The 20,851-nt window shown below is 66.2% G+C and carries 20 protein-coding genes and 1 riboswitch; of the genes, 8 read left to right on the plus strand and 12 right to left on the minus strand.

Annotated features, from left to right (window positions below; genetic code table 11):
• Genes A5784_RS26430 through A5784_RS26445 form a run of 4 tightly spaced genes read right to left on the minus strand, consistent with a single transcriptional unit; the run spans window position 1 to window position 3,552 of the window.
• The gene (locus A5784_RS26430; protein WP_064947837.1) at window positions 1–1,158 is read right to left on the minus strand and encodes a M20 family metallopeptidase; all 1,158 of its coding nucleotides are present in this window, start codon (window positions 1,156–1,158) and stop codon (window positions 1–3) included.
• On the minus strand, window positions 1,155–1,829 hold the full coding sequence (locus A5784_RS26435) for a DUF1028 domain-containing protein (protein ID WP_064947838.1): 675 nt from the start codon (window positions 1,827–1,829) through the stop codon (window positions 1,155–1,157). Before A5784_RS26435 ends, A5784_RS26430 begins: the two co-directional genes overlap by 4 nt.
• A complete protein-coding gene (locus tag A5784_RS26440) occupies window positions 1,826–2,275 on the minus strand; it encodes a RidA family protein (protein WP_064947839.1) in 450 nt (149 codons plus the stop codon). The genes A5784_RS26435 and A5784_RS26440 overlap by 4 nt, the downstream gene beginning before the upstream one ends.
• Window positions 2,272–3,552: a flavin-containing monooxygenase gene (locus tag A5784_RS26445; RefSeq protein WP_064947840.1), complete on the minus strand. Its 1,281-nt coding sequence runs from the start codon at window positions 3,550–3,552 to the stop codon at window positions 2,272–2,274. The genes A5784_RS26440 and A5784_RS26445 overlap by 4 nt, the downstream gene beginning before the upstream one ends.
• Before the next feature lie 289 nt (window positions 3,553–3,841).
• Between A5784_RS26445 and A5784_RS26450 the strand changes: the two genes are divergently transcribed.
• Together A5784_RS26450 and A5784_RS26455 are read left to right on the plus strand one after the other, a co-directional pair.
• Window positions 3,842–5,473: a metallophosphoesterase gene (locus A5784_RS26450; RefSeq protein ID WP_232006252.1), complete on the plus strand. Its 1,632-nt coding sequence runs from the start codon at window positions 3,842–3,844 to the stop codon at window positions 5,471–5,473.
• Between the two features lie 10 nt (window positions 5,474–5,483).
• Window positions 5,484–5,948, plus strand: coding sequence for a hypothetical protein (locus A5784_RS26455; protein ID WP_064947842.1), 465 nt, complete (start codon window positions 5,484–5,486; stop codon window positions 5,946–5,948).
• Here the strand turns inward: A5784_RS26455 and mgtE are convergent.
• Window positions 5,945–7,300: a magnesium transporter gene (gene mgtE / locus A5784_RS26460; protein ID WP_502687545.1), complete on the minus strand. Its 1,356-nt coding sequence runs from the start codon at window positions 7,298–7,300 to the stop codon at window positions 5,945–5,947. The genes A5784_RS26455 and mgtE overlap by 4 nt on opposite strands.
• 180 nt (window positions 7,301–7,480) lie before the next feature.
• On the opposite strand from mgtE, the gene A5784_RS26465 reads away from it, so the two are divergent.
• Window positions 7,481–8,029, plus strand: a complete 549-nt coding sequence (locus A5784_RS26465; RefSeq protein ID WP_064947844.1) for an NADPH-dependent FMN reductase — start codon at window positions 7,481–7,483, stop codon at window positions 8,027–8,029.
• 10 nt (window positions 8,030–8,039) lie between these two features.
• Here the strand turns inward: A5784_RS26465 and A5784_RS26470 are convergent, their stop codons facing one another.
• From A5784_RS26470 to A5784_RS26490, 5 genes are all read right to left on the minus strand, one after another.
• Window positions 8,040–8,783: a class I SAM-dependent methyltransferase gene (locus tag A5784_RS26470; protein ID WP_064947845.1), complete on the minus strand. Its 744-nt coding sequence runs from the start codon at window positions 8,781–8,783 to the stop codon at window positions 8,040–8,042.
• A 312-nt stretch (window positions 8,784–9,095) separates the two neighbouring features.
• Window positions 9,096–9,635 carry a hypothetical protein gene (locus A5784_RS26475; protein WP_156750783.1) on the minus strand — a complete coding sequence of 180 codons (540 nt, stop codon included), beginning with the start codon at window positions 9,633–9,635 and terminating at the stop codon, window positions 9,096–9,098.
• Between the two features lie 431 nt (window positions 9,636–10,066).
• Window positions 10,067–10,675: a UbiX family flavin prenyltransferase gene (locus A5784_RS26480; protein WP_232006251.1), complete on the minus strand. Its 609-nt coding sequence runs from the start codon at window positions 10,673–10,675 to the stop codon at window positions 10,067–10,069.
• Window positions 10,672–11,925 carry an amidohydrolase gene (locus A5784_RS26485; RefSeq protein WP_064947847.1) on the minus strand — a complete coding sequence of 418 codons (1,254 nt, stop codon included), beginning with the start codon at window positions 11,923–11,925 and terminating at the stop codon, window positions 10,672–10,674. Before A5784_RS26485 ends, A5784_RS26480 begins: the two co-directional genes overlap by 4 nt.
• 123 nt (window positions 11,926–12,048) lie before the next feature.
• Entirely contained in the window at window positions 12,049–12,489 is a 441-nt protein-coding gene (locus A5784_RS26490; protein WP_064947848.1) for a nitroreductase family deazaflavin-dependent oxidoreductase, read from the minus strand.
• 209 nt (window positions 12,490–12,698) lie between these two features.
• Window positions 12,699–12,882: riboswitch (cobalamin riboswitch) on the plus strand.
• 111 nt (window positions 12,883–12,993) lie between these two features.
• On the opposite strand from A5784_RS26490, the gene A5784_RS26495 reads away from it, so the two are divergent.
• The 5 genes from A5784_RS26495 (at window position 12,994) to A5784_RS26520 (ending at window position 17,365) form a co-directional block, all read left to right on the plus strand.
• The gene (locus A5784_RS26495; RefSeq protein ID WP_064947849.1) at window positions 12,994–13,968 is read left to right on the plus strand and encodes an ABC transporter substrate-binding protein; all 975 of its coding nucleotides are present in this window, start codon (window positions 12,994–12,996) and stop codon (window positions 13,966–13,968) included.
• A 247-nt stretch (window positions 13,969–14,215) separates the two neighbouring features.
• On the plus strand, window positions 14,216–14,443 hold the full coding sequence (locus A5784_RS39355; protein ID WP_064947850.1) for a hypothetical protein: 228 nt from the start codon (window positions 14,216–14,218) through the stop codon (window positions 14,441–14,443).
• Between the two features lie 29 nt (window positions 14,444–14,472).
• Window positions 14,473–15,468, plus strand: a complete 996-nt coding sequence (locus tag A5784_RS26505; RefSeq protein WP_064947887.1) for a FecCD family ABC transporter permease — start codon at window positions 14,473–14,475, stop codon at window positions 15,466–15,468.
• Window positions 15,468–16,253, plus strand: a complete 786-nt coding sequence (locus tag A5784_RS26510) for an ABC transporter ATP-binding protein (RefSeq protein ID WP_064947888.1) — start codon at window positions 15,468–15,470, stop codon at window positions 16,251–16,253. The genes A5784_RS26505 and A5784_RS26510 overlap by 1 nt, the downstream gene beginning before the upstream one ends.
• 284 nt (window positions 16,254–16,537) lie before the next feature.
• Entirely contained in the window at window positions 16,538–17,365 is an 828-nt protein-coding gene (locus tag A5784_RS26520; protein ID WP_064947852.1) for an enoyl-CoA hydratase/isomerase family protein, read from the plus strand.
• A gap of 83 nt (window positions 17,366–17,448) precedes the next feature.
• Here the strand turns inward: A5784_RS26520 and A5784_RS26525 are convergent, their stop codons facing one another.
• Window positions 17,449–18,168, minus strand: coding sequence for a cutinase family protein (locus A5784_RS26525; protein ID WP_064947853.1), 720 nt, complete (start codon window positions 18,166–18,168; stop codon window positions 17,449–17,451).
• 128 nt (window positions 18,169–18,296) lie between these two features.
• A complete protein-coding gene (locus A5784_RS26530) occupies window positions 18,297–20,834 on the minus strand; it encodes a DEAD/DEAH box helicase (RefSeq protein ID WP_064947854.1) in 2,538 nt (845 codons plus the stop codon).
• Between the last annotated feature and the right edge of the window lie 17 nt (window positions 20,835–20,851).

Consider the following 20,851-nt stretch of genomic DNA (forward strand, 5'->3'; position numbering starts at 1 on the left):
TCATCTTCCATCGAGCAGCCGGTCACGGATGGCGGTTTGGCCTGCGGCGTCGACGACGGTGCCTGCCAAGGCGAGCGCGCCCTGCGCGATGGCGGTTTCGGCTGCGGGGGTGATGGTGGCCGCGGCGAACTCGGGCTGATGGTTGACCGCGGGCAGTGAGTCGATGCCGATGTAGGGGTGGATGGCTGGCAGGGTCTGCGAGACGTTGCCCATATCGGTCGACGCGCGCGCCATCATCGTGTCCGGGCCCGTGGCGAAGTGCCTGCCCGCCGCGGTCGCGCGGCGCTCGTAGCACGCGAGCAGATCGTCGTCGGTCCGGAACTCCGCATACGGCTTGGATTCCGGCGCCACCGTGAGTTCGGCACCCGAGGCCAGCGCGCCGGCTTCGAAGCAGCGCATCACCTTGGGTTCGACCTCGGCCAACTGGGCGAGGGTCTCGGCCCGCACATACCAGCGGCCCTCGGTGTGTTCGGCGATGGCGTTCGGAGCCTCCCCGCCGCGGGTCATCATGCCGTGTACCCGCACCGACGACGGCAACTGCTGGCGCAGCAGGCCGATCGCCACCTGGGCGATGGTGAACGCGTCGGCCGCGTTGATGCCACGTTCGGGGTAGGCGGCGGCGTGCGATGACTTGCCGTGGTAGGAGATGTGGCTGTGCGACACGGCAAATGGCCGGGCCCGCGCCACGTCGACGGGACCGGGGTGGACCATGGCGGCGGCGTGCAGCCCGTCGAATCCGTTGCGTTCCAGCAGCTCGATCTTCCCGCCGCCGCCCTCTTCGGCCGGGGTGCCGATCACCGACAGGGTCAGGCCCAGATCGTCGACGACGGGCGCCAGGGCCAGTGCCGCGCCGACCGTGATCGCGGAGATGAGGTTGTGCCCGCACGCATGACCGAGCCCGGGCAGCGCGTCGTATTCGGCGCACAGGGCAATGTGCAGGTCGCCGGTGCCGATCCGCGCTGCGAACGCGGTATCCAGGCCGCAGTACTTCTCGGTGACATCAAACCCGTTGTCCGCCAACGGCCCGGCGACACGTCCGACGGAGCGGACCTCTTCCCAGGCGATTTCGGGATGGTCATAGAGGTCACGGGACAGCTCGATCAGCCCGGGGTGGGCTGCCGCGACACCCGTGGCGACGGTGGCGTCGACGGTGGTCACTGATCCCCCGGGACTCCGTAGGACGGTGCCTGCGTCGGGTCGACGCCGCGAACCCGATAATCGTTCTTCTGCGGCTGCCACAGCGTCCACAACGCGGCAAGATCACCGATGGGGTCATCGGAATGGTCGACCCGAAGGTCGGTCACGGGCCACGGAACATCTTCCACCACAAGCATTCCGGCGGAGTGCACGGGGCCGGCCTCGCCGCCGGCCGCGACTGCCGCGCGCAGCCCGTCGAGCAGTCTGTCCTCGAAGGCCGCGGCGGTGCTGCCGCAATAGCCGTTGAGCAGTTCGGCGATCACCTTCTCATCGGCGAGCAGATTGCCCGCCGCCACCGCCTGATCGCCCTGGAGGTGGGTGTGCACGCCGAGGCTGTTGGGTCCCGAATGCACCGCGGTGTTGCCCTGGGTGTCCACGACGGTCAGCTGCCGGTAATCGGGGAATTTCTCCTGTGCCAGTGCGGCTTTGAGCGCCCCGTCGGCGTCGAGGCCACCGGCGAGCGATCCGAGCACGTGTGGGCCGAGCGCGGGGTTGGTGACGTTCTGCGATGCGACCACCCCGACGCCGGCCCGGGCGTGCGCGCAGCGCGACGCGACCGCGGGGCTCGACGACGCGATCACGATGCCGAAGGCTCCGGTGCCCGGATCGCGGGCGACAAGGGAGAAGGTCATTTCGCCTCCCCACCAGTGTTCGAGCTGATCACCGCGGTGGCGTCGATCTCGACGAGCCACTCGGGCCGGGCGAGGGCCTCGACCACCAGGCCCGTCGACACCGGAAACACGCCCTTGAGCCAGCGGCCCATGACCCGGTACACGGTTTCGCGGTAGCGGATATCGGTGAGGTACACGGTGACCTTGACGATGTCGCGCAGCGAGCTGCCTGCCTCGTCGAGCAGCATCGCGATGTTGCTCATCGCTTTCTCGGTCTGTGCTTCGACGTCGCCGATGCCCACCGATTCCCGGGTCTCGAGATCCTGGCCGATCTGCCCGCGCAGGTAGACCACCCCGCCTGCGACGACGGCCTGGCACAGGTCGTTGTCGAGGTTCTGCTCGGGATAGGTGTCCTTGGTGTTGAAGGGCCGGATCCGGGTGTGGGTCGGTGTTGCGATGTCGGTCATGACCACTGTCCTTTGTCCTCGGAGGTCTGGTTGGCGGCTTTGTAGGCGAGGTAGCTGCGCTGAATCGCGATCTGGTCGGCGAGGTACTTGGCGTCGTGCCAGACGCCCCAGATGAAGCTCGAACCGCGGCGGGACTGCCACGGAAGTCCCAGGAAGTACACGCCGGGCTCCGCGGAGACGCCGCGCTGGTGTTTGGGTTTGCCGTTCTCGTCGAACGCGTCGACCTGCAGCCAGCCGTAGTCGAACGCGAAGCCGACGGCCCAGATGATCGAGGTGATCCCGGCGGCGGCGAAATCCAGCTCGAGGATGGGATGGGTCATGCAGTCCGGGTCGGGGCCGAGAACCCGGGCCTGCGGCTCCTCGGGCAGGTCGAGACCGTTGCGGGCGACGTAGGCGTCGGCCTCGTCGAGCATCGACACGTAGTTCGCGTCGCCGGCTTCGATGTTGTCCCGCAGATCGGGTGCGAAGCGCATGACGCCGTTGTCGAACCCGCCAGCCATCCCGAGCAGCGTGATCCCACTGGCGGCCAATGACCGGAAATCCACGGTGTGCCCGCCGTGCGCGCCACTGACCGCGATGGTCACATGCTCGGCGCCCCGCGGCGGGGCGGCCATGTCCCATTTGCCGAGAACGCCGAGCCACCAGCAGAAGTCGCGGTCGCGGTAGCTGCGGGGCGGCCTGTCGTGCGGCCCGACAGCGAGATACACCTGCCGGCCCGACTGCTGGAGCTCGTCGGCGATCTGCACACCTGAGGATCCGGCTCCGACGACCAGCACGGCGCCGTCCTGCAACTGCTGGGGATTGTGGTACGCGCTCGAATGAATCTGGTGAATGCCGGCATTGTCGGGCACGACCGGCGGGATGACCGGTTTCTGGAACGCGCCGGTGGCGGCCACGACGTAGCGGGCCTCGATGGTGCCCTCGGAGGTCTGGACGGTGAAGCCGGGCCGGCCCTCGTTCTTGCGGACCGATGTCACCTCGACGCCGGTACGGATCGGGGCGTCTATCTTCTCGGCGTAGGAGACCAGGTAGTCGGCCACCTGCTCCTTGCCCGCGAACCCGTCGGGGTCGATGTTGAACTCCTGGCCGGGAAAACGGTCATGCCAGGCGGGCCCGTTGGCCACCAGGGAATCCCACCGCCACGACCGCCAGCGTTCGGCGACCCGGTCACGCTCGACGACGAGGTGCCCGACGCCATGCAAACTGAGGTGCTCGCTCATCGCGATACCGGCTTGACCCGCGCCGACGACGAGAACCTCGGTCTCTTGGCTCGACATCCCAACCTCCACTGCTCGGACAGAATCGCTCGTTGGAAACCATGATTCAGCCGCACGCTGTATCTGTACAGCGCATATATTCGATCTAATTCATCTGAAAAATCGATCCGCGGTGGTGCGGCGCGGTCGCTGCGCAGGTAACGGTTCACCGGCTCGTCACCACGCGTTCGACGTGGCGCACAGCGCCGGGGCACGGTTTGCACCACCATCTTCAGATGTGGGCACGAGACGTTTGACAGCACCCGGCGAGACTCCCGATACCGGGATCCCGACGGCGGATGCCGCCAGCATGACGATGGCCGAGCAGTACGACTGGCATCAGGACTATCTTCGCAGGCACCGGGTGTCGCGACGGAACTTTCTGCGAGGGTCGGCAGCATTGGCGGCCGTCGCCGGCCTCGGCGTCTCTCCGTTCGGTCACCGCGCCTACGCCGCCGACGCCCCGCTGACGGTGGCCAACCGCCGGGTGGGCTACGGCTCGGACGCCGTGAGCCAACTACGGTTCGCCGCGCAGCTCTCCCGCAGTCCGGGCGGCGTGAAGATCTTCGTGGATCACGGGCCCACCCCGGCGCTGGGTGCGACGACAGAGGCCGAGGTCCGCAATCTCGTGACACAGATACCGGACAGTCGCGGTGGTGTGCTCGCCGCCGAGCAGTTCTACGCCCATGTGCCGGTGGACGGGCTGCCGGGACGGGCACCGCATTTCTACCAGTGGCGCACCGAAGACGGCTTCGTCAGCGATGTTCTGTCCGCGTCGACGGCGATGCCCAGCGCCCGCGACGCGCAGGTGCCGTTCAGATTCACCATGCTCGGCGACCAGGGGACCGACGACACCCCGGCGTTGCCGCCGGGGCTCAAGCCCGGCGACTACGACGACCAGTACTACAAGCCCGACAACGACCCGGCCGTGGGACACACCACCAACGTGCTGAATCAGATCGTCGCGTCGCGGCCGGATTTCCATGTGCTGGCAGGGGATATCGCCTACGCCGACCCCTCCGGCGCGGGTAAGCCCGGAACGTTCGTGCCATCGGGCGGAGGCAACCCGCCGTCGGGGTTCGACAAGTTCAACCCCTTCGTGTGGGACGTCTACTTCGGGTCGATCGAACGCAGCGCCGCGACGACACCATGGATGTTCGCCACCGGCAACCACGACATGGAAGCCAGCTACCCCGTGCACGGGTACGCCGGGCACCTGGCCCGGCTCGACTTTCCGGGCAACGGCCCCAAGGCCTGTCCTTCGGTGTACTCGTTCGTTTACGGCAACGTCGCTGTGCTTTCCCTGGACGCCAACGACGTCAGCTACGAGATCAAGGCGAACACCGGCTATTCGGGCGGGGCCCAGAACAGCTGGGTGGAACGGACATTGGCCGCCCACCGCGCTGATCCCAACATCGACTTCATCGTCTGTTTCTTCCATCACTGCGCCTATTCGACGACGGATTCGCACGCCAGCGACGGCGGAGTCCGCGCCGCCTGGGTCGGATTGTTCGACCGCTACCGCGTGGATCTGGTGCTGCAGGGCCACAACCACGTGTTCGAGCGGACCGATCCGATTCGCGGCGGCCGCCCGACCCGGGCCGCCGAGGACAACGCCGTCGTCTACCCCGACACCGACGGGACGGTGTACTACACGGTGGGTTCGGGCGGGCGGCCGCGTTACAACTTCCAGCCCGGCGAGTCGGAGAGCTATCGCGGGCACACGATAGCCGACACCTTCGTCCCCAACAGCTACGTCTGGGATGCCCACGGAGACAAGCAGTCTGAGGGCGTCGCGTGGTCACGCGTACGGTTCCGCAACTACGCGTTCATCCGCGTCGACGTCCGTCCCGGGACGTTCGTCAGCGAGATGGACGTGGTCGCGGTCGACGAATACGGCAACGAACTCGACAAACTGACCTACCGTAGGCAGCCGTCGTAGCCTCGGACTTATGACGAAACTGACCCCACCCTCGGCAAGCGGCATCGCGAGATTCGGTCGGGCAGCCTGGTTCTTCGGCAATACCTACGAGGCCGTCGTCGGTGTGCCCCAGCTCATCGCCGGGGCGAGCCACCGCCGCCCCGGCATCATCGGGTCCGGGAGCCCGGCACCGTATTACGCCCCGATCACCCCGGCAGCCATGGGCGGAACCTCGGTGGTGCTGCGCCGCGGATGGCAGGGCGGCGCCGACCACCGAACCGTCGTGGCCGCGGCCGCATCCCTGGCGGGCGCACTCGGCTTGAGCACCTACCTCATCCGGGGCATCAACATCCCGCTGCTCAAAGGAGAAATCGCGCCGGAGGTGCAATCGCATCTCATCGCCCGCTGGCATCGGCTCAACCTGGTGCGCCTCGGATTGCTCATCGTCACCGAGGTGCTGGTCCGCCGGATCGAGCCTGCGGCCACCGCGCGTTAGAGACCGGCCAACTGCGGCAGCGTCAGGTGCGCGATCAGGAAGTAGATGAGCAGGCCGGTGCCGTCGACGATGGTGGCGATCATCGGTGCCGAGACCACCGCGGGATCCACCCGCAGCTTCTTGAGCAGTGGTGGTAGCACGGTCGCCACCAGTGCCGACCACATCACGATGGCCGCGACGGTGACCGACACTGTGACGGTGACCTGCGGGCCGACGCCGAGGGTCCACGCGCGGACGACAGCCGCGGCGGCCATCGTCACCGCTACCAGTGCGCCGGTGGACATCTCTTTGAGCAGGGCACGCGGCAAGTCGCGGAACCGCATCTGGCCGGTGGCCATGGCCCGGACCAGGGTCGTGGTGATCTGAGTGCCAGTGTTGCCGCCCGTTCCGATCAGCAGCGGTATGAAGAAGGCGAGCGCGACGACCGCCTCCAGCTCGTCCTCGAACGCCCGAAGCACCGTGCCGGTGTATGCCTCGGCGACGAAGAGCACCAGCAGCCAGACAATACGCTTGCGCCACAGGCGAATCGGCGACGCACGTAGATACGGGACCTCCAGTGGGGCCGAGCCACCCTGGCGTTCGGCGTCCTCGGTGGCCTCGCGCTCGAGGATGTCGGCGGCGGCGTCGGCCGTCAGGACACCGAGCAGCTTCCGACGCTCGTCGACGACGGGCAGCGCGGTCAGATCGTGGTCGACGAGTAGTTGTGCAGCGTTCTCCGCATTGTGACTCGACCGCACCGACACGGGATGGTCGTCGATCAACTCGTGCACCGGCTGCTCGGGCTCGGCCAACACCAGATCCCGGAAACCGACCACTCCGATCAGTCGTCGGTCGGCGTCGGTGACATAAATGTATCCGCCGGCCCGGACCTTGCCGCGCATCTGGTTGGCCTGCTCGCGGACCGCGTCCTCGGCTGCCGCCGCGGAAAGCGCGCCGTCGATCGTGAACAATTCCGGAAGCATATGGGCTGCAACAGAGTTCGGTGCATAGCGCAACAGATTTCGCAACGTCTCCGCGGTCGCGGGGTCGGTCTGCGCCAGCAACTCGGTGCGTTTGGCATCACCCAGCTTGCGCAAGATCTCCGCACCCTCGTCGGAGTCCATGGCGGCGATGAATGCGCCGGCCTGCACGAGATCCGCCGACCGGATGACGCGCGCCGCCAAGTCGACATCGATCGATCGCAGTAGTTCGGGCCCGGTCGTCGCGTCGAGCAGTGCGGCGAAGCGCGCGACCTGTGTCTTCGACATCGCACCGACCTGCCTGCTGCGTTCGGCAGGGCCCGCCGAATGCAGCCACTCCTGTATCGCCTCGGGCGAGTCCAACGCACTCGCACGCAGCGGCAGGATGCTCAGGACACCCAGATCGACACCGGATCGCGTCATGGCACTCCTCCGCTGAGCATCGGTCGTGATCCCGCTAATGCACGGCGCCGTCACTATAAGCTGCGGTGGTCGGCGCAATCAGCTCAAACGGGATGAGCGCGCGTCCGCAAACCACTTTCACAGTGCGGCGGCACGTTGGAGGGAGCATTCATGAAGATCGGTATCGTCATCGGGTCGATCCGCGAGGGCCGTAACGGCAAGGCCGTCGGCGACTGGGTCGCCAAAAGCGCCGCCCAGCGCGCGGATGCGGATTTCGAGGTCCTGGATCTCAAGGAGTTCGACGTCCCCTTGCTGACCTCGGCGACCGTACCGGCAACGGCACAGAAGCAATACGATTCGCCGAACGTCACGCGTTGGAGCGAGGCGGTCGACTCGTGTGACGGATTCATCTTCGTCACCCCTGAGTACAACCACGGAGTCCCCGGTGCACTGAAGAACGCGGTCGACAGCCTCGGCTCCGAATGGTTCCAGAAGACCATCGCGTTCGTGTCTTACGGTGCCGACGGCGGAGTCCGCGCCGTCGAGCATTGGCGGCAGATCGTCGCGAACTTTCAGATGCTCGATGTCCGCGCCCAGGTGGCGCTCTCCCTGTTCCAGGATTTCGGTGCTGACGGGTTCGCGCCGCTGGAGCGCCGTGACGGCGAGTTGGGTGTCCTGTTCGACCAACTGATCACGTTGACCGGCAAGGTGTTTGCGTAACCGACCCTTCTCACAAGGGCGTGCAGACGACGGCCAGCGCGTCGTTGACCGCGTCGACGCCGTGGGGACCGATCCGCTCGGCGAGGCGGCCGCGCAACTCATCTCGTGCCGATGTGGGCAGCGTCAGGTGGTTGGAGTAGGTGAACACCAGATTGAGCCAGTCCTCGGTGGTGTAGTGCAACTGCTCGACGACGTTGCGGTGCTCCACCGTGAAGCCACCGTCCTCGATGAGCGCGGTGACCTCGGCCAAGCGGGTGGCATCGACGATCGAGCTGCGTTCGTCACCGAGATAGTCGGAGTAGATGTCATCCAGGTCGGCCCACGTCGGTGACTTCGGCACGATCCGGTTGGACAACAGCACAAGCCGCCCACCGGCATTGAGAATGCTCCGCACCTTGGCCAGCGCAGGCCGGGGCTGCACCCAGTGAAATGACTGAGCGAACACCACGAGATCGAATGTGCGTGCAGCGGGCTGCCAGTCCTCGAACGTCGCGATCTCGGCCGTGACGCCCTTGCCCGCGGCGACACCGGCCATGCGGGAGTCGGGCTCGACGGCGAGAACCGTTGCGCCGGCATTGATCAACTGAACCGAAGCGATGCCCGTGCCCGCCCCGACATCGAGTGTCGCAAGGCCCGCAGTGGTCACCAGATCAGCGATCAGCGCCTGGGGATAACGTGGCCGGTACCGGTCGTAGTCATCGGACGCCGCGCCGAACGATTCGGCCCGCCTACGGTCAGCGTGGAGTTCTTCCATGTCCTCACTGTAAAAGGTGGGTCAGGTTGCCCACGCCGTACGCCGACCAGTTGCTCAGCGCCTGTACTGCGGATCGGCGGTCAGATTCTCGGGCACGGCTGCCGCGGCGTGCAGTACCTTCAAACGATCGGCTAGAGCCGGCGGATACCCGCTGAAACGCCACAACGAGCTGGAAGACAGTTCGGCAGAGAAATCGCCAGGGCTCCAAGGATATCCGGCTACGTTGCGACGAAGACGATGTCGAGCGCTGGCCTCTTGTCACCGGGGTCGGCGCCGCGGCTGAAGGGGCGTGGTCCTAGGACCGACGATGACTTACTTGGTGGTGTCTGGAAGACCCTCTGCATCCGGGGCATCCTCGTCATGGTCTCGTGCACTCCGTTGGCTGCCGGTCAGGGCTATGCGGATTGCGTCACTCAGTTCTCGAAAAAGCCCCGTGTACTGCTCACGAAGAGCCGTGAAGGTGACCCGCATAATCGCGATCATCGGACCTGCCAGGACCGCGCTCAGAAGAAAGCCCACACCATAAGACACAAGAACAGCTGTCTGGGCATCGGCCCGCTGGTGCAGGAGCGCATTGAGAGCGACAAGTTCGCTGATACCCGCGAGGAGAATGATCGCGAAGGCGGCTACCTGGGCGATGAGGCCGGCGACTGAAGCCAGGAACCGCAGACCCACGTTACGGTCGGTATCGCCCGCCGTTTTCATCAAATCGCCATACGTCTTCACAAGGCTGCTATAGCTGGTGCCTTCCACGGCCAGTGCCACAAAGAGAACCGGGACAACCGTTGCGACAGCCACGTAGAAGTCGCCAGGGAATTCCTCGGTGCTCTTCGCCAGAACGACCTCGATCACGCATGCAATCATGACCTTCCACAGCGCTCCTAGAGCTTCTTCGCGGCAATTTGAAGTCCGATTCATGCCGCGGCCCAGCCTGTTGAAGTCGAGTAAGCCAGTCCACATGCGCTTGCTGACGCAAGCAGCTGTCCCCGCACCCGGAACACAGTGGGTTTTCGTTCCTGGGACCTGCAGCGGGACCCGCCACGTTCGGAGCAACGGCCAGCCATCCACAAATCACGGCAAAAGCAGGAATGGTCAAGGTCAAGGTCGAACTTGACCTCACCGCGTTCGCCGCAGCCCTCAGTCAGCACCTCGGCCTCGCTGACTCACTGACCAAGGCGATCTTGCCAACACGCCCGAAGGTCCAAGTCTTATCGCACAAGTCGGAGACCAGACGCTCAAACTCCGCTCAAAAGTGTTGTGGAACTGTGGGTGTCATAACCCGGTCATTCGGCGTCCTGGGCGCCATGCGCGATGGTGAGCCGGTCCTTGGGTGGAGTCTGTCCGACCCATCTGCCGGCATGGGGCATGTCGAGGCCGAACTGATCGAGCACCCGCGCCACGATGTAGTCCACGACGTCGTCGATGGTTCGGGGGTTGTTGTAGAACGCCGGCACGGGCGGAAAGATGGTGGCGCCCATGCGCGTTAGCTCCAGCATGTTCTCCAGGTGTACCGCCGAGAGCGGCGCCTCCCGGGCGATCAGCACCAGCCGGCGGCGCTCTTTGAGCGTGACGTCCCCGGCGCGCCCGATGAGCCCGTCGCCGTACCCGGTGCGCAGCGCCGCGAGGGTTTTCATGCTGCACGGGGCGACGACCATGCCGTCGACCCGATAGGACCCGCTCGCTATGGCTGCGCCCTGATCGTCGGGCTTGTAGACCGTGTCGGCCAGCGCCTCGACCGCTTTGACCGACAGACCGGTTTCCTGGGCGAGTGTGGTGCGGGCCCACCTGCTGATCACGAGGTGGGTTTCGACCTGCAGGTCACGTAGCGCCTCGAGGAGCCGGACGCCGATCGGTGCCCCGGTCGCTCCGGTCATGGCGACGACGAGTCTCACCGCGTCGTGTTCAGACGCGAGAGTGCGGCGATGGTGAGGGCCTCGACTCCCGTGGACAGCGTGGGTTCGAGCACCGGTGCGAACAGCGGGGAATGGTTGGTCGGTACCGGCCGGCCGCTACGTGCCGACTCGTCGTAGATCTCCTGCGGATATCCGCCCCAGAACCAGAACGCCGTCGGCACACCCGCGGTGGTCCCGAATTGGCCGACATCCTCGCTTCCGGCGAGCGGCTGGGGATTCTCGATGACCCGCTGCGCGCCGAAGTGGTCCCGGAACACCGCGGCGAGTTGCTGCATGACGGGATCGTCGACAACCGTCACCGGGAAGCTGTGCGTGGTGGTCACCGCCGGCTCCTTGCTCGCACCGGACGCGGTGGCCTCGGCCTGGGCGATGCGGCTGATCGAGGCCAGCGTCTTGCTGCGCACGTTCTCGTCGAAGGTGCGGACGTTGATCCCGAGTTCGGCGTCATCGGGAATGATGTTGTCCTTGGCGCCGGCGTGCAGGTAGCCCACCGTGACCACGGCTGGGTCGAACGGCGAGAGTTCCCGCGACACGATGGTTTGCAGCCGCTGCACGACGTTGGCCGCCATCACCACCGGATCCACGGTCGATTCCGGCTGCGAGCCGTGGCCGCCATGGCCGAACAGTTGCAGCTTGAGAGAGTCGGCGGCCGCCATGGCCACCCCGGTCTTGTAGGCGATGACGCCCGCGGGGATCGGGCCGACGTGCTGGCCGAGGACCACATCGGGGCTGGGGAAGCGGTCCAGGATGCCGTCGGCGATCATGGCCGCCGCTCCGCTACCGATCTCCTCGGCCGGTTGAAATACCGCGACCACTGTGCCTGACCAGCGCTTTTTGGTCTCGGTCAGCAAGTGCAGCGTGCCGATGAGCGCAGTGGTGTGCATATCGTGCCCGCACGCGTGCATGACCGGGACGTCCTTGCCGTCCGGGTTGGTGGCCCGTGCCGTGCTCGCGTACGGCAGGCCGGTCTGTTCCTGCACCGGCAGGGCGTCGAAGTCCGCCCGTAGCCAGACGACCGGGCCGGGTCCGTTGCGCAGGACGGCCACGACGCCGGTGCCGCCGACGCCCGAGGTCACCTCGAGGCCGAGTGGGGCGAGCGCCTCCTGGACCTTCTGCGCCGTGCGGTGCTCCTGGAACGACAACTCGGGGTGCGTGTGCAGGTCGCGATAGAAATCGGCTAGCCCTGCGCCCAGTCTGGCGGCCCAGTCTTTCGGCAAATCGATCGTCATGTCGTCCCTCCCGGTCGGTGCCGGATCATCGTAGGCCCAGAACCTGTGCGCCGATAGCGTGAATCGAGCCAATCACCTATCGAAATACCGTGCACGGTAACCAGTTTCAGTGCCGCGCCGGTGTCAGTCCTTCACGTCGCAGATCACGACGGGAATGTCTCGAGTCGTCCGCTTCTGATAGTTCGCGTAACCCTGGTACGACGCGACGATCTGCGGCCACAGCTCGGCCTTCTCCTCGGGATTCGCGGTGCGGGCGTGCACCTTTCGACGCTCCCCGTCGATCACCAACTCGGCGTCCGGGTGCGCCTGCAGGTTCCGGTACCAGTCAGGGTGGCGGTCGTCTCCGCCCTTCGACGCCACCAGTACCACCCGCTTACTGTCGTGCACCGGCGTCGTCAGAAAGCAGGACCTGGGCTGGCCGGACTTGCGCCCGACGGTGTGAAGCTCGACCAATGGCATTCCAAAAGGATGGGCCAGCAACCGTTTCCCGCTGACCGTGAGGACAAACCGGTGTGCGAGATTCATCAGTTTGGCGCCGCTGTCCTTGAGCGTATTGGTGTTCATCGCATGTTCTCATTCTGATGTAGGGCGTCCACAGCCGTCTGAAGCGAGCCTAGGTCGTCAGCCGTGCGGGCGCTTGAAATATCGATGTCTCCAGCTCCCTCGTGGGGGGCTGCCTTCGGACCCTAAATGAAAACGATTATCATTAAGGCGTGTGGATCGCCTCGCTGCTCACGGGTTCCGCTTACGCGCCTGCCCGACGCGCTGCGCTGGTATGGTCCGTTCGAGCCAGTCGTGCCCAACCCGGTTGGGTCAGGGAATCCGGTGAGAATCTGGAACTGACGCGCAGCGGTATGGAGGACAGGCGGAGCAACGGCCACTGGTCCCGGCGGACTGGGAAGGCGCTCTGTCTGGATGATTCCGAGTCCGAAGACCTGCTGGCTCGGGCCTCGCCGCCGCACTTCGACGGGAGACCCGCCCATCGGACGGACTCCGCGATCGGGTCCAGGATCGGAAGGCTTTGTGTTGCCTGAACGCACGCGCGTCATATCCGTTGTCTTGCTTGCCATGTCGTTGTTGGCTGGCTGCAGCTCTTCAGTAGGTGGGACCACTGCCGCACCCCGCGGCGAAACCGCGGGCTATCCCGTCACCGTGCAGAACTGTGGGCGTACGGTCACCGTGAAAACACCGCCACGACGCGCCGTCTCGATCAATCAGCCGGCCACCGAGCTGCTGCTGACCCTGGGACTGGCCGACCGCATGGCCGGCAGCGCATCGTGGAGCGACGAGGTCCGTCCCGAACTTGCCGCCGAGAACGCCAAAGTGCCGGTTCTGAGCCGGGATTTCCCGTCGCTGGAACGCGTGCTGAAGGAGACGCCCGACTTCGTCTATGCCACATTCGACTGGTCTTTCACCGACGAGGGGGTGGCCCCGCGGGACCGATTCGAGAGCTTCGGTGTGCCGACCTACCAATCCTCGAGCGAATGCGGTGGGCAGGACGCCCCACAACAGCGGGCGCTCACGCTCGACGACATGTACGCAGAGATCACCGACATCGCAAAGATATTCGGTGTCGAGGAGCGGGGTGATCAGCTGATCGCGTCACTGCGAAAACGAAAGGCTGCCGCGGCCGACAGCCTCAATGCCGACGGCGTAACGATGATGTGGTGGTACGCGGGTACCAAGACTCCCTACATCGCAGGGTGCTGCGGAGCTCCGGGCATCATCACCGCTGAACTCGGGGCTCGCAACGTATTCGACGACAATCGGCAACTATGGCCTGAGATCTCGTGGGAGGCCATCCTGGAACGCGATCCAGACGTGCTCGTCCTCGCCGATTTGACCCGTGGTGATGACGGGGACAGCGCGGCCGCCAAGATCCGATTCCTGGAAACGGACCCGGCCGCCAAGCGGTTGTCAGCGGTGCGGGAACACCGGTGGATCACGTTGCCAGGAACCGCGATGGACCCCTCGCTGCGCAACGTCGACGCGATCGAGACCGTCGCGTCAGGGCTGCGCTCCCTCGGGGTGGTGGGCAAATGAGCGGGGTGGAGTCCGCGGATGTTCTTCTGGCATCGTGGGACGAGCAGCAGGCGGCGTATATCGCCGACCGGGAGAGCAGATTCCGCATCATGGTGGAGTTGTTGGAGCTGGCCTGCGGTGATCGCCCGGTCGTCGTCGATTTGGCGTGCGGGCCAGGGTCATTGACCAAACGGGTGCTCGATGCGCTGCCCAACGCCAGAGTTGTCGCAGTCGACCACGACCCGGCGGCAGCATTCCCAATGCCTTCGTGTCGACGACGGCCTTGCACTGGCTCATGCCCGACGCCCTGTTGCGGGTTTACTCGGCCGCAGCCACGTTGCTCGCGGCGGTTCGCGACGAGCGGTTCGCCGAACGTCCCGCGCCGCCGTCGACCGCCGTCGACTTCCACGTGTCGGCGCTGGCACAAGCCGGTTTCACGGAGGTGGGAACGGTGTGGCAACTGCTCGACGACTATGTCGTGCTCGGCGTGAAGTGAGCGCTCGGTCGGCGTTGCGCAGCCGCGAGATGTTGTTGCTCGTGCCGATCGCTGTCGGCGGTCTGCTGTTGTCCATCTTGGCCGCGATCCTGATCGGACCCGCTGACATCGGTGTGCGCAACGTGTATGCGGTTATTGCACAACACCTTTGGAACGACAGTGCGGAGATGACGCTGATCGACGACGGCATCGTGTGGGAGCTCCGGCTGCCACGCGCGCTACTGGCCTCGATATGCGGTGCCGGCCTGGCCATCTGTGGAGCGGTTCTGCAGTCGATGATGCGCAATCCGCTTGCCGACCCCTTCATGATGGGTATCTCCTCGGGCGCGTCGACGGGGGCCGCACTGGTGTTGGTCACCGGTGTCGGCGGCGCGCTCAGCTTGTCTGCCGGCGCATTCGCCGGAGCGCTGACAGCGTTCGTCCTCGTGCTGATCCTCGCCGCCGCTGCCGGCGGTGGGGAGGACCGCGTCGTGCTGGCCGGAGTCGCAGGCACTCAACTATTTTCGGCTATCACTTCGTTCATCGTGTTCTCGTCCGCCGATGCCCAGAAGACCAGGGGAGTGCTGTTCTGGCTGCTCGGCTCACTCGGTGGTGCCACCTGGGATCAGGTTGCGCTGTGCGCTGCGGCGTGCGCGGTGGGCATCGCCTTGTGCTGGACGCAGTCCGACGCGTTGGACGCGTTCGCGTTCGGGCATGACGCGGCGGCCTCACTCGGGGTGTCTGTCACACGGGTGCGCATTCTGCTGTTGGCCACCACAGCGTTGCTTACCGCGGTCCTGGTCAGCGCGGCGGGCGCGATTGGGTTCGTCGGCCTCGTGTTGCCGCACGCGGCGCGGATCATTGTCGGTCCTGCTCACCGCAGGCTGCTCGTCGTCACGGCACTGGCCGGTGCGATCTTCCTGGTCTGGATCGACACGGTGGCACGCACCGTGTTCGCCCCTCAGGAGCTGCCGGTGGGCGTGGTGACTGCACTTGTCGGAGTGCCGATATTCGTGCTTCTCCTCGCGCGCAGGAAGTGGTCCTGATGGCGCCGGTCGACTCGATCGTGGCCGACTCCGTCAGCTGGTCGGCGGGCGGGCGACTGGTGATTGACGGGGTGTCGCTGGTACTGGGAGAAGGGGAGATGCTCGGCCTGCTCGGGCCGAACGGTTCGGGCAAGTCGTCATTGCTGCGCCTGCTCGCCGGGCTGCGGCGCCCCACCGGCGGTGCGGTGCTACTCGACGGCCAATCGCTCGGCGGTCACCGCCGCCGGACACTCGCGCAGCGCATCGCCGTCGTCGAGCAGCAGGCCACCACCGGTGTCAGCCTGACTGTCGAGCAAATCGTGCGGCTGGGCAGGATTCCGCACCACAGCGTGTGGTCCGGTGCCGCCGAAGCAAACGACAGTGCGGTCGAGCGGGCCCTCGCTCAGACCGCTACGGCGGACATGCGGAACCGGGATTGGCACACGCTGTCGGGCGGCGAACAGCAGCGCGTGCAGATCGCACGGGCACTCGCCCAGGAGCCGCGGGAACTGCTGCTCGACGAGCCGACCAATCACCTGGATGTTCGGCATCAGCTCGAACTACTCGCGCTGATTCGGGATCTGCCTGTGACCGCGGTCGTAACACTTCACGATCTCACCCTTGCCGCCTTGTTCTGTGACCGGCTCGTCGTACTCACCGACGGTCGCGTAGCCGCGGCCGGGACGCCCGCCGCGGTTCTGACACCTGCGCTGATCTCTTCTGTTTACGGCGTTGATGTCAATGTCATCGCCGACGGGGCGGGCGCTGGACGACCGGCTGTCCACCTCCTGCCGCCGCGCCGCTGAGATGGACGCCGGGCAAACGTTGTGTCGTCGGCCCACAGAGCTCCGCGACGGCTGAGCCAAGCCGTTCATTCAGATTGTGCACAGCCGATTGGCAGATATGACAGGCTGTTTCGATATCTGACCAATGGCCGAGGTGCGCGTACGGTCACGGCCGGTGAGGTAGTTCGCGTCGGCAGTGGTGTGTCGGTCGAACCTGGGCACACGCAGTTCACGTTGATGCGGTGGCGCACCGTCGGTGAAGGCGATCAGCCCGCCCCCGCCGACCCACACGAGACGGAGATGACATGAACCTCGACGACTACCGGCAACTGACACTGAACCGCCGGGACAACGGGGTCTTGCTCATCACCATCGACCGACCGGAGAAATACAACGCGGCCGATGAAGAGATGCACGCCGAACTGGCCCGCATCTGGCGCGACGTCTCCACTGACCACGACACCCGCGTCGCCGTGATCACCGGTGCGGGCAAGGCTTTCAGCGCGGGCGGTGACCTGGCCATGGTGGAGCGGATGGCCGGTGACTACGAACGGGTTTCGCACATGCTCGGTGAGATGAGCGATCTGGTCTACAACATGATCAACTGCGACAAGCCGATCGTGTCGGCCGTCAACGGTGTCGCGGTCGGGGCAGGTGCGGTAGCGGCGTTGCTCGCCGACGTCGCGATCGTCGCCGAGGACGCCCGGATCGGCGATGGCCACGTCAAACTCGGTGTGGCCGCAGGCGATCACGCCGCCATCATCTGGCCCCTGCTGGCGGGGATGGCCAAGGCCAAGTACTACCTGATGACGGGGGAGATGATCACCGGCGTCGAAGCCGAACGCATCGGTCTGGTCGCCAAAGCCCTTCCCCGCGAGGAAGTTCTGGATGAGGCGTTGCGGATCGCCGACGGGCTCGCAGCGGGCGCGCAGCAAGCCATCCGACTGACCAAGCGGTCGCTGAACAATTGGCTGCGGCAAGCCGGACCGGTCTTCGATCAATCGGCGGCCTACGAGATGCTCACCTTCCTCGGGCCCGACGTCGTCGAGGGGTACACCGCGCTGCGCGAGAAGCGGGCCCCGCGGTTTCCCTCCGCCGAGTCCGAAAGCCCTCGGCCAGCTGCGCGGCCATGAGAACACCGCCTGCCTGAGTACCTCCGCACGTGCGGCCAGGCGGTGCAGACGGCCGACTCAGACCTCGAGACGGCTTGCCTGGCTCAGCGGTGCGTGGCCTGGTCGGCGGTCGCGGAACCCGCTCCGAGGTGGTCGGCAGCGTACTGGGCCGCCTGATCGGTCATCCCGTTGTCGGCGTACAGGTTGTGGGCGCCGTTGTCGCCGCCGGTCGGCGAGCACACCGGATCCTCGGGGATACACAGGTCGAGGGTCTTGGGTGCGTACTGGGCGCCGACCTTGATCGGTGGGGCGCCGGTGTAGATCATCTGCAGGAAGCCGCTGGACGGCTTGCCGAAGAGCGCGACCGTGGCGACGTGATCGACGACCGATGCCGGCATCGGCCCGGTGAGGCCGGGCGGCAGGGCGAAGCCTGCGGGGACGGCGTCGGCAGTGATGTACGCCGCGACCGCGGCGCCCTGCGAGTAGCCGCCGAGCACCATCTTGGTGTTCGGGCACGCGTTGGCGGTATCGCGGACCTTGTTGCTGGCGTCGACGACACCGTCGGCGGCCGTCGCGAAGTCAAGGGACGCCGGGTAGTTGACGGCGTAGACATCGACAGACTTGCCGGGGACCTTCGCGCGCAGGGAGTCGACGAACGCCTCACCGACGCGGCCCACACCGGGAGGTTCGAACGTGCCCCTGGCGAACACCACCTGCACGTCAGGACATGACTCCGCGGAGGCCTGCGCGGCCACGGCGAGCGACCCCGCCGCCACGAACGGTGCAACCGCAGCGGCAACCAACCAACGATGAATTCGGTTCATGCGACTACCCCCAACCTTCAACACGCAAACTCGCAGAAGCGCCGTTGGCTCCACAATTCACGCCAAGCAGATACCCAGCATTCTCCCACTCGAATCCGATCGCCGGTGTGATGTGGAACACGGACTGCTCAGTCCATTCGGCCGGCGTCCACCAGGCGCAGGACCGCGGTTCCTGCTTCGTCGGATTCTTCGAGGTCCACCTCGACGTCGAATCCCCAGTCCCGGTCTCCCGCCGGGTCGTCGAAGATCTGCCGTACCCGCCACATGCCGGGCTGCCGGTCGAAGATCAGCATCGCGGGGCCGCGCGCATCGGGGCCGGTGCCGAGATCGGAATGCTCGGCGAAGTACTCCAGACCGACCTCTTCCCACCGCTGCGCGGACCAGCCCGCGTCGCCGTCGAGCTCGCCGAGTTCGTCCCAGCGTCGCCTGGCGAACAACTCGACCCGACGGAACAACGCGTTGCGGACCATCGCGGTGAAGGCACGTTCGTTGCCGGTCAGCGGGCGCGGCCGGGTTGGCGTCGCGACGGGCGCGTCATGGGGTTGGTCGGGATCAGTGAGCTGCTCCCACTCATCGAGCAGGCTCGAATCGACCTGGCGGACAAGCTCGCCGATCCACTCGACGATATCGACGACCTCGTCGGTGCGCGCGGCGGCGGGGACGCCGGACCGCAGGGCTTTGAACGCGTCGGACAGGTACCGCAGCACGGCACCCTCCGAACGTGTCAGCCCGTAGCCGCTGACGAACTCCCGGAACGTCATGGCGCGCTCCCACATCTCCCGCACGATCGACTTGGGAGACAGCCGGCCGTCCGCCGCCCACGGGTTCGTACGCAGATAGACGTCGAAGGCGTGGTTGAGCAGTTCTTCGAGCGGCTTGGGATAGGTCACGTCATCGAGCAGCTCGATGCGCTCCTCGTACTCGATGCCGTCGGCCTTCATCTGCGCGACGGCCTCGCCCCTGGCCTTGTTCAACTGCGCGGCCAGGATCTGGCGCGGATCCTCCAGCGTCGCCTCAATCACCGAAACCACGTCCAGCGCATAGGTTTCCGATTCGGGATCGAGCAGGTCGATCGCGGCAAGCGCGAACGTCGACAACGGCTGGTTCAGTGCGAAGTCCGGCGGTAGGTCGACGGTCAGCCGGTACCGCCTGCCGTCGGGCTCGGGTTCGTCGAGGCGCTCCAACACGCCGGCCTGCAACAGTGAGCGGGCGATGCCGACGGCTTCGCGGATGTGCCGGAGCTGACGTTTGCGGGGCTCGTGGTTGTCGGTGAGCAGCCGGCGCATCGCCACGAAGGGATCGCCGGGCCGATCCACGACATCGAGAATCATCGCCGTCGACACCCGCATGTTGCTCGTCAACGCCTCCGGCGCAGCGGAGACCAACCGGTTCATGGTGGCCTCGCTCCACGGCACCATGCCCTCGGGCACCTTGCGGCGCACCAGCTTTCGGCGCTTCTTCGGATCGTCGGCGACCTTCGCGAACTGCTTGAGGTTCTCCACCTCGTGGTCGGGCGCCTGAACGACGACGGTGCCGACGGTGTCGTAGCCCGCCCGTCCTGCCCGGCCCGCGATCTGGTGGAACTCACGGGCACTGAGCAACCGGGTGCGGGTGCCGTCGTATTTGGACAACGCCGAGAACACCACGGTCCGGATCGGCACGTTGATGCCGACGCCGAGGGTGTCGGTGCCGCAGATGACCTTGAGCAGACCGGCCTGGGCAAGCTGCTCCACCAGCCGCCGGTATTTCGGCAGCATCCCCGCATGGTGCACGCCGATGCCGTGGCGCACCAGCCGCGACAGGGTCGATCCGAATGCCGACGTGAAGCGGAACCCGCCGATGGCCTCGGCGATCGCGGCCTTTTCCTCCTTGGTGCTCACGTTGACGCTCATCAGGGCCTGCGCGCGTTCCAGCGCCGAGGCCTGGGTGAAGTGCACGACGTAGACCGGAGCCTGCTTGGTGTCCAGCAGATCCTGGATGGTCTCGTGCATCGGCGTCGTCGCATACGAGTAGAACAGCGGCACCGGGCGTTCGGCACCCGCGACGAGCGCCGTCGGACGCCCGGTGCGCCGGGTGAGATCCTCGCGCAGGAACGTGACATCGCCGAGCGTGGCCGACATCAACAAGAACTGGGCATGGGGCAGTTCCAGCAGCGGCACCTGCCATGCCCAGCCGCGGTCGGGGTCGCCGTAAAAGTGGAACTCGTCCATCACCACCAGGCCGATGTCGGCCTGCGCGCCTTCCCGCAGCGCGATGTTGGCGAGCACCTCCGCCGTGCACGCGATGATCGGCGCCTCCGAGTTGACCGCCGCGTCGCCCGTGAGCATGCCGACGTTGACCGCGCCGAACACGTCGCACAGGGCGAAGAACTTCTCACTGACCAGGGCCTTGATCGGTGCGGTGTAGTAGCTGCGGCGGATGCCTGCCGCCAACGTCGAGTACAGCGCCCCGGTGGCCACCAGCGACTTGCCCGACCCGGTCGGGGTGGCCAGCACCACGTTGGCCCCGCTGACCAGCTCGATCAGCGCCTCTTCCTGGGCCGGGTACAGCGCAGTGCCGTTGGCCTCGGCCCAGGCGGCGAAGTCGGTGAACAGCGTGTCAGGATCAGCGCTTTTGGCGCGCAGTCCAGACAGGTCACCGGGATCGTCGAGCAGCGCTGTGGTCATGGCGTCGGTGCGGTGGG

Source organism: Mycobacterium sp. 852013-50091_SCH5140682, assembly GCF_001665685.1.
GTDB lineage: Bacteria > Actinomycetota > Actinomycetes > Mycobacteriales > Mycobacteriaceae > Mycobacterium.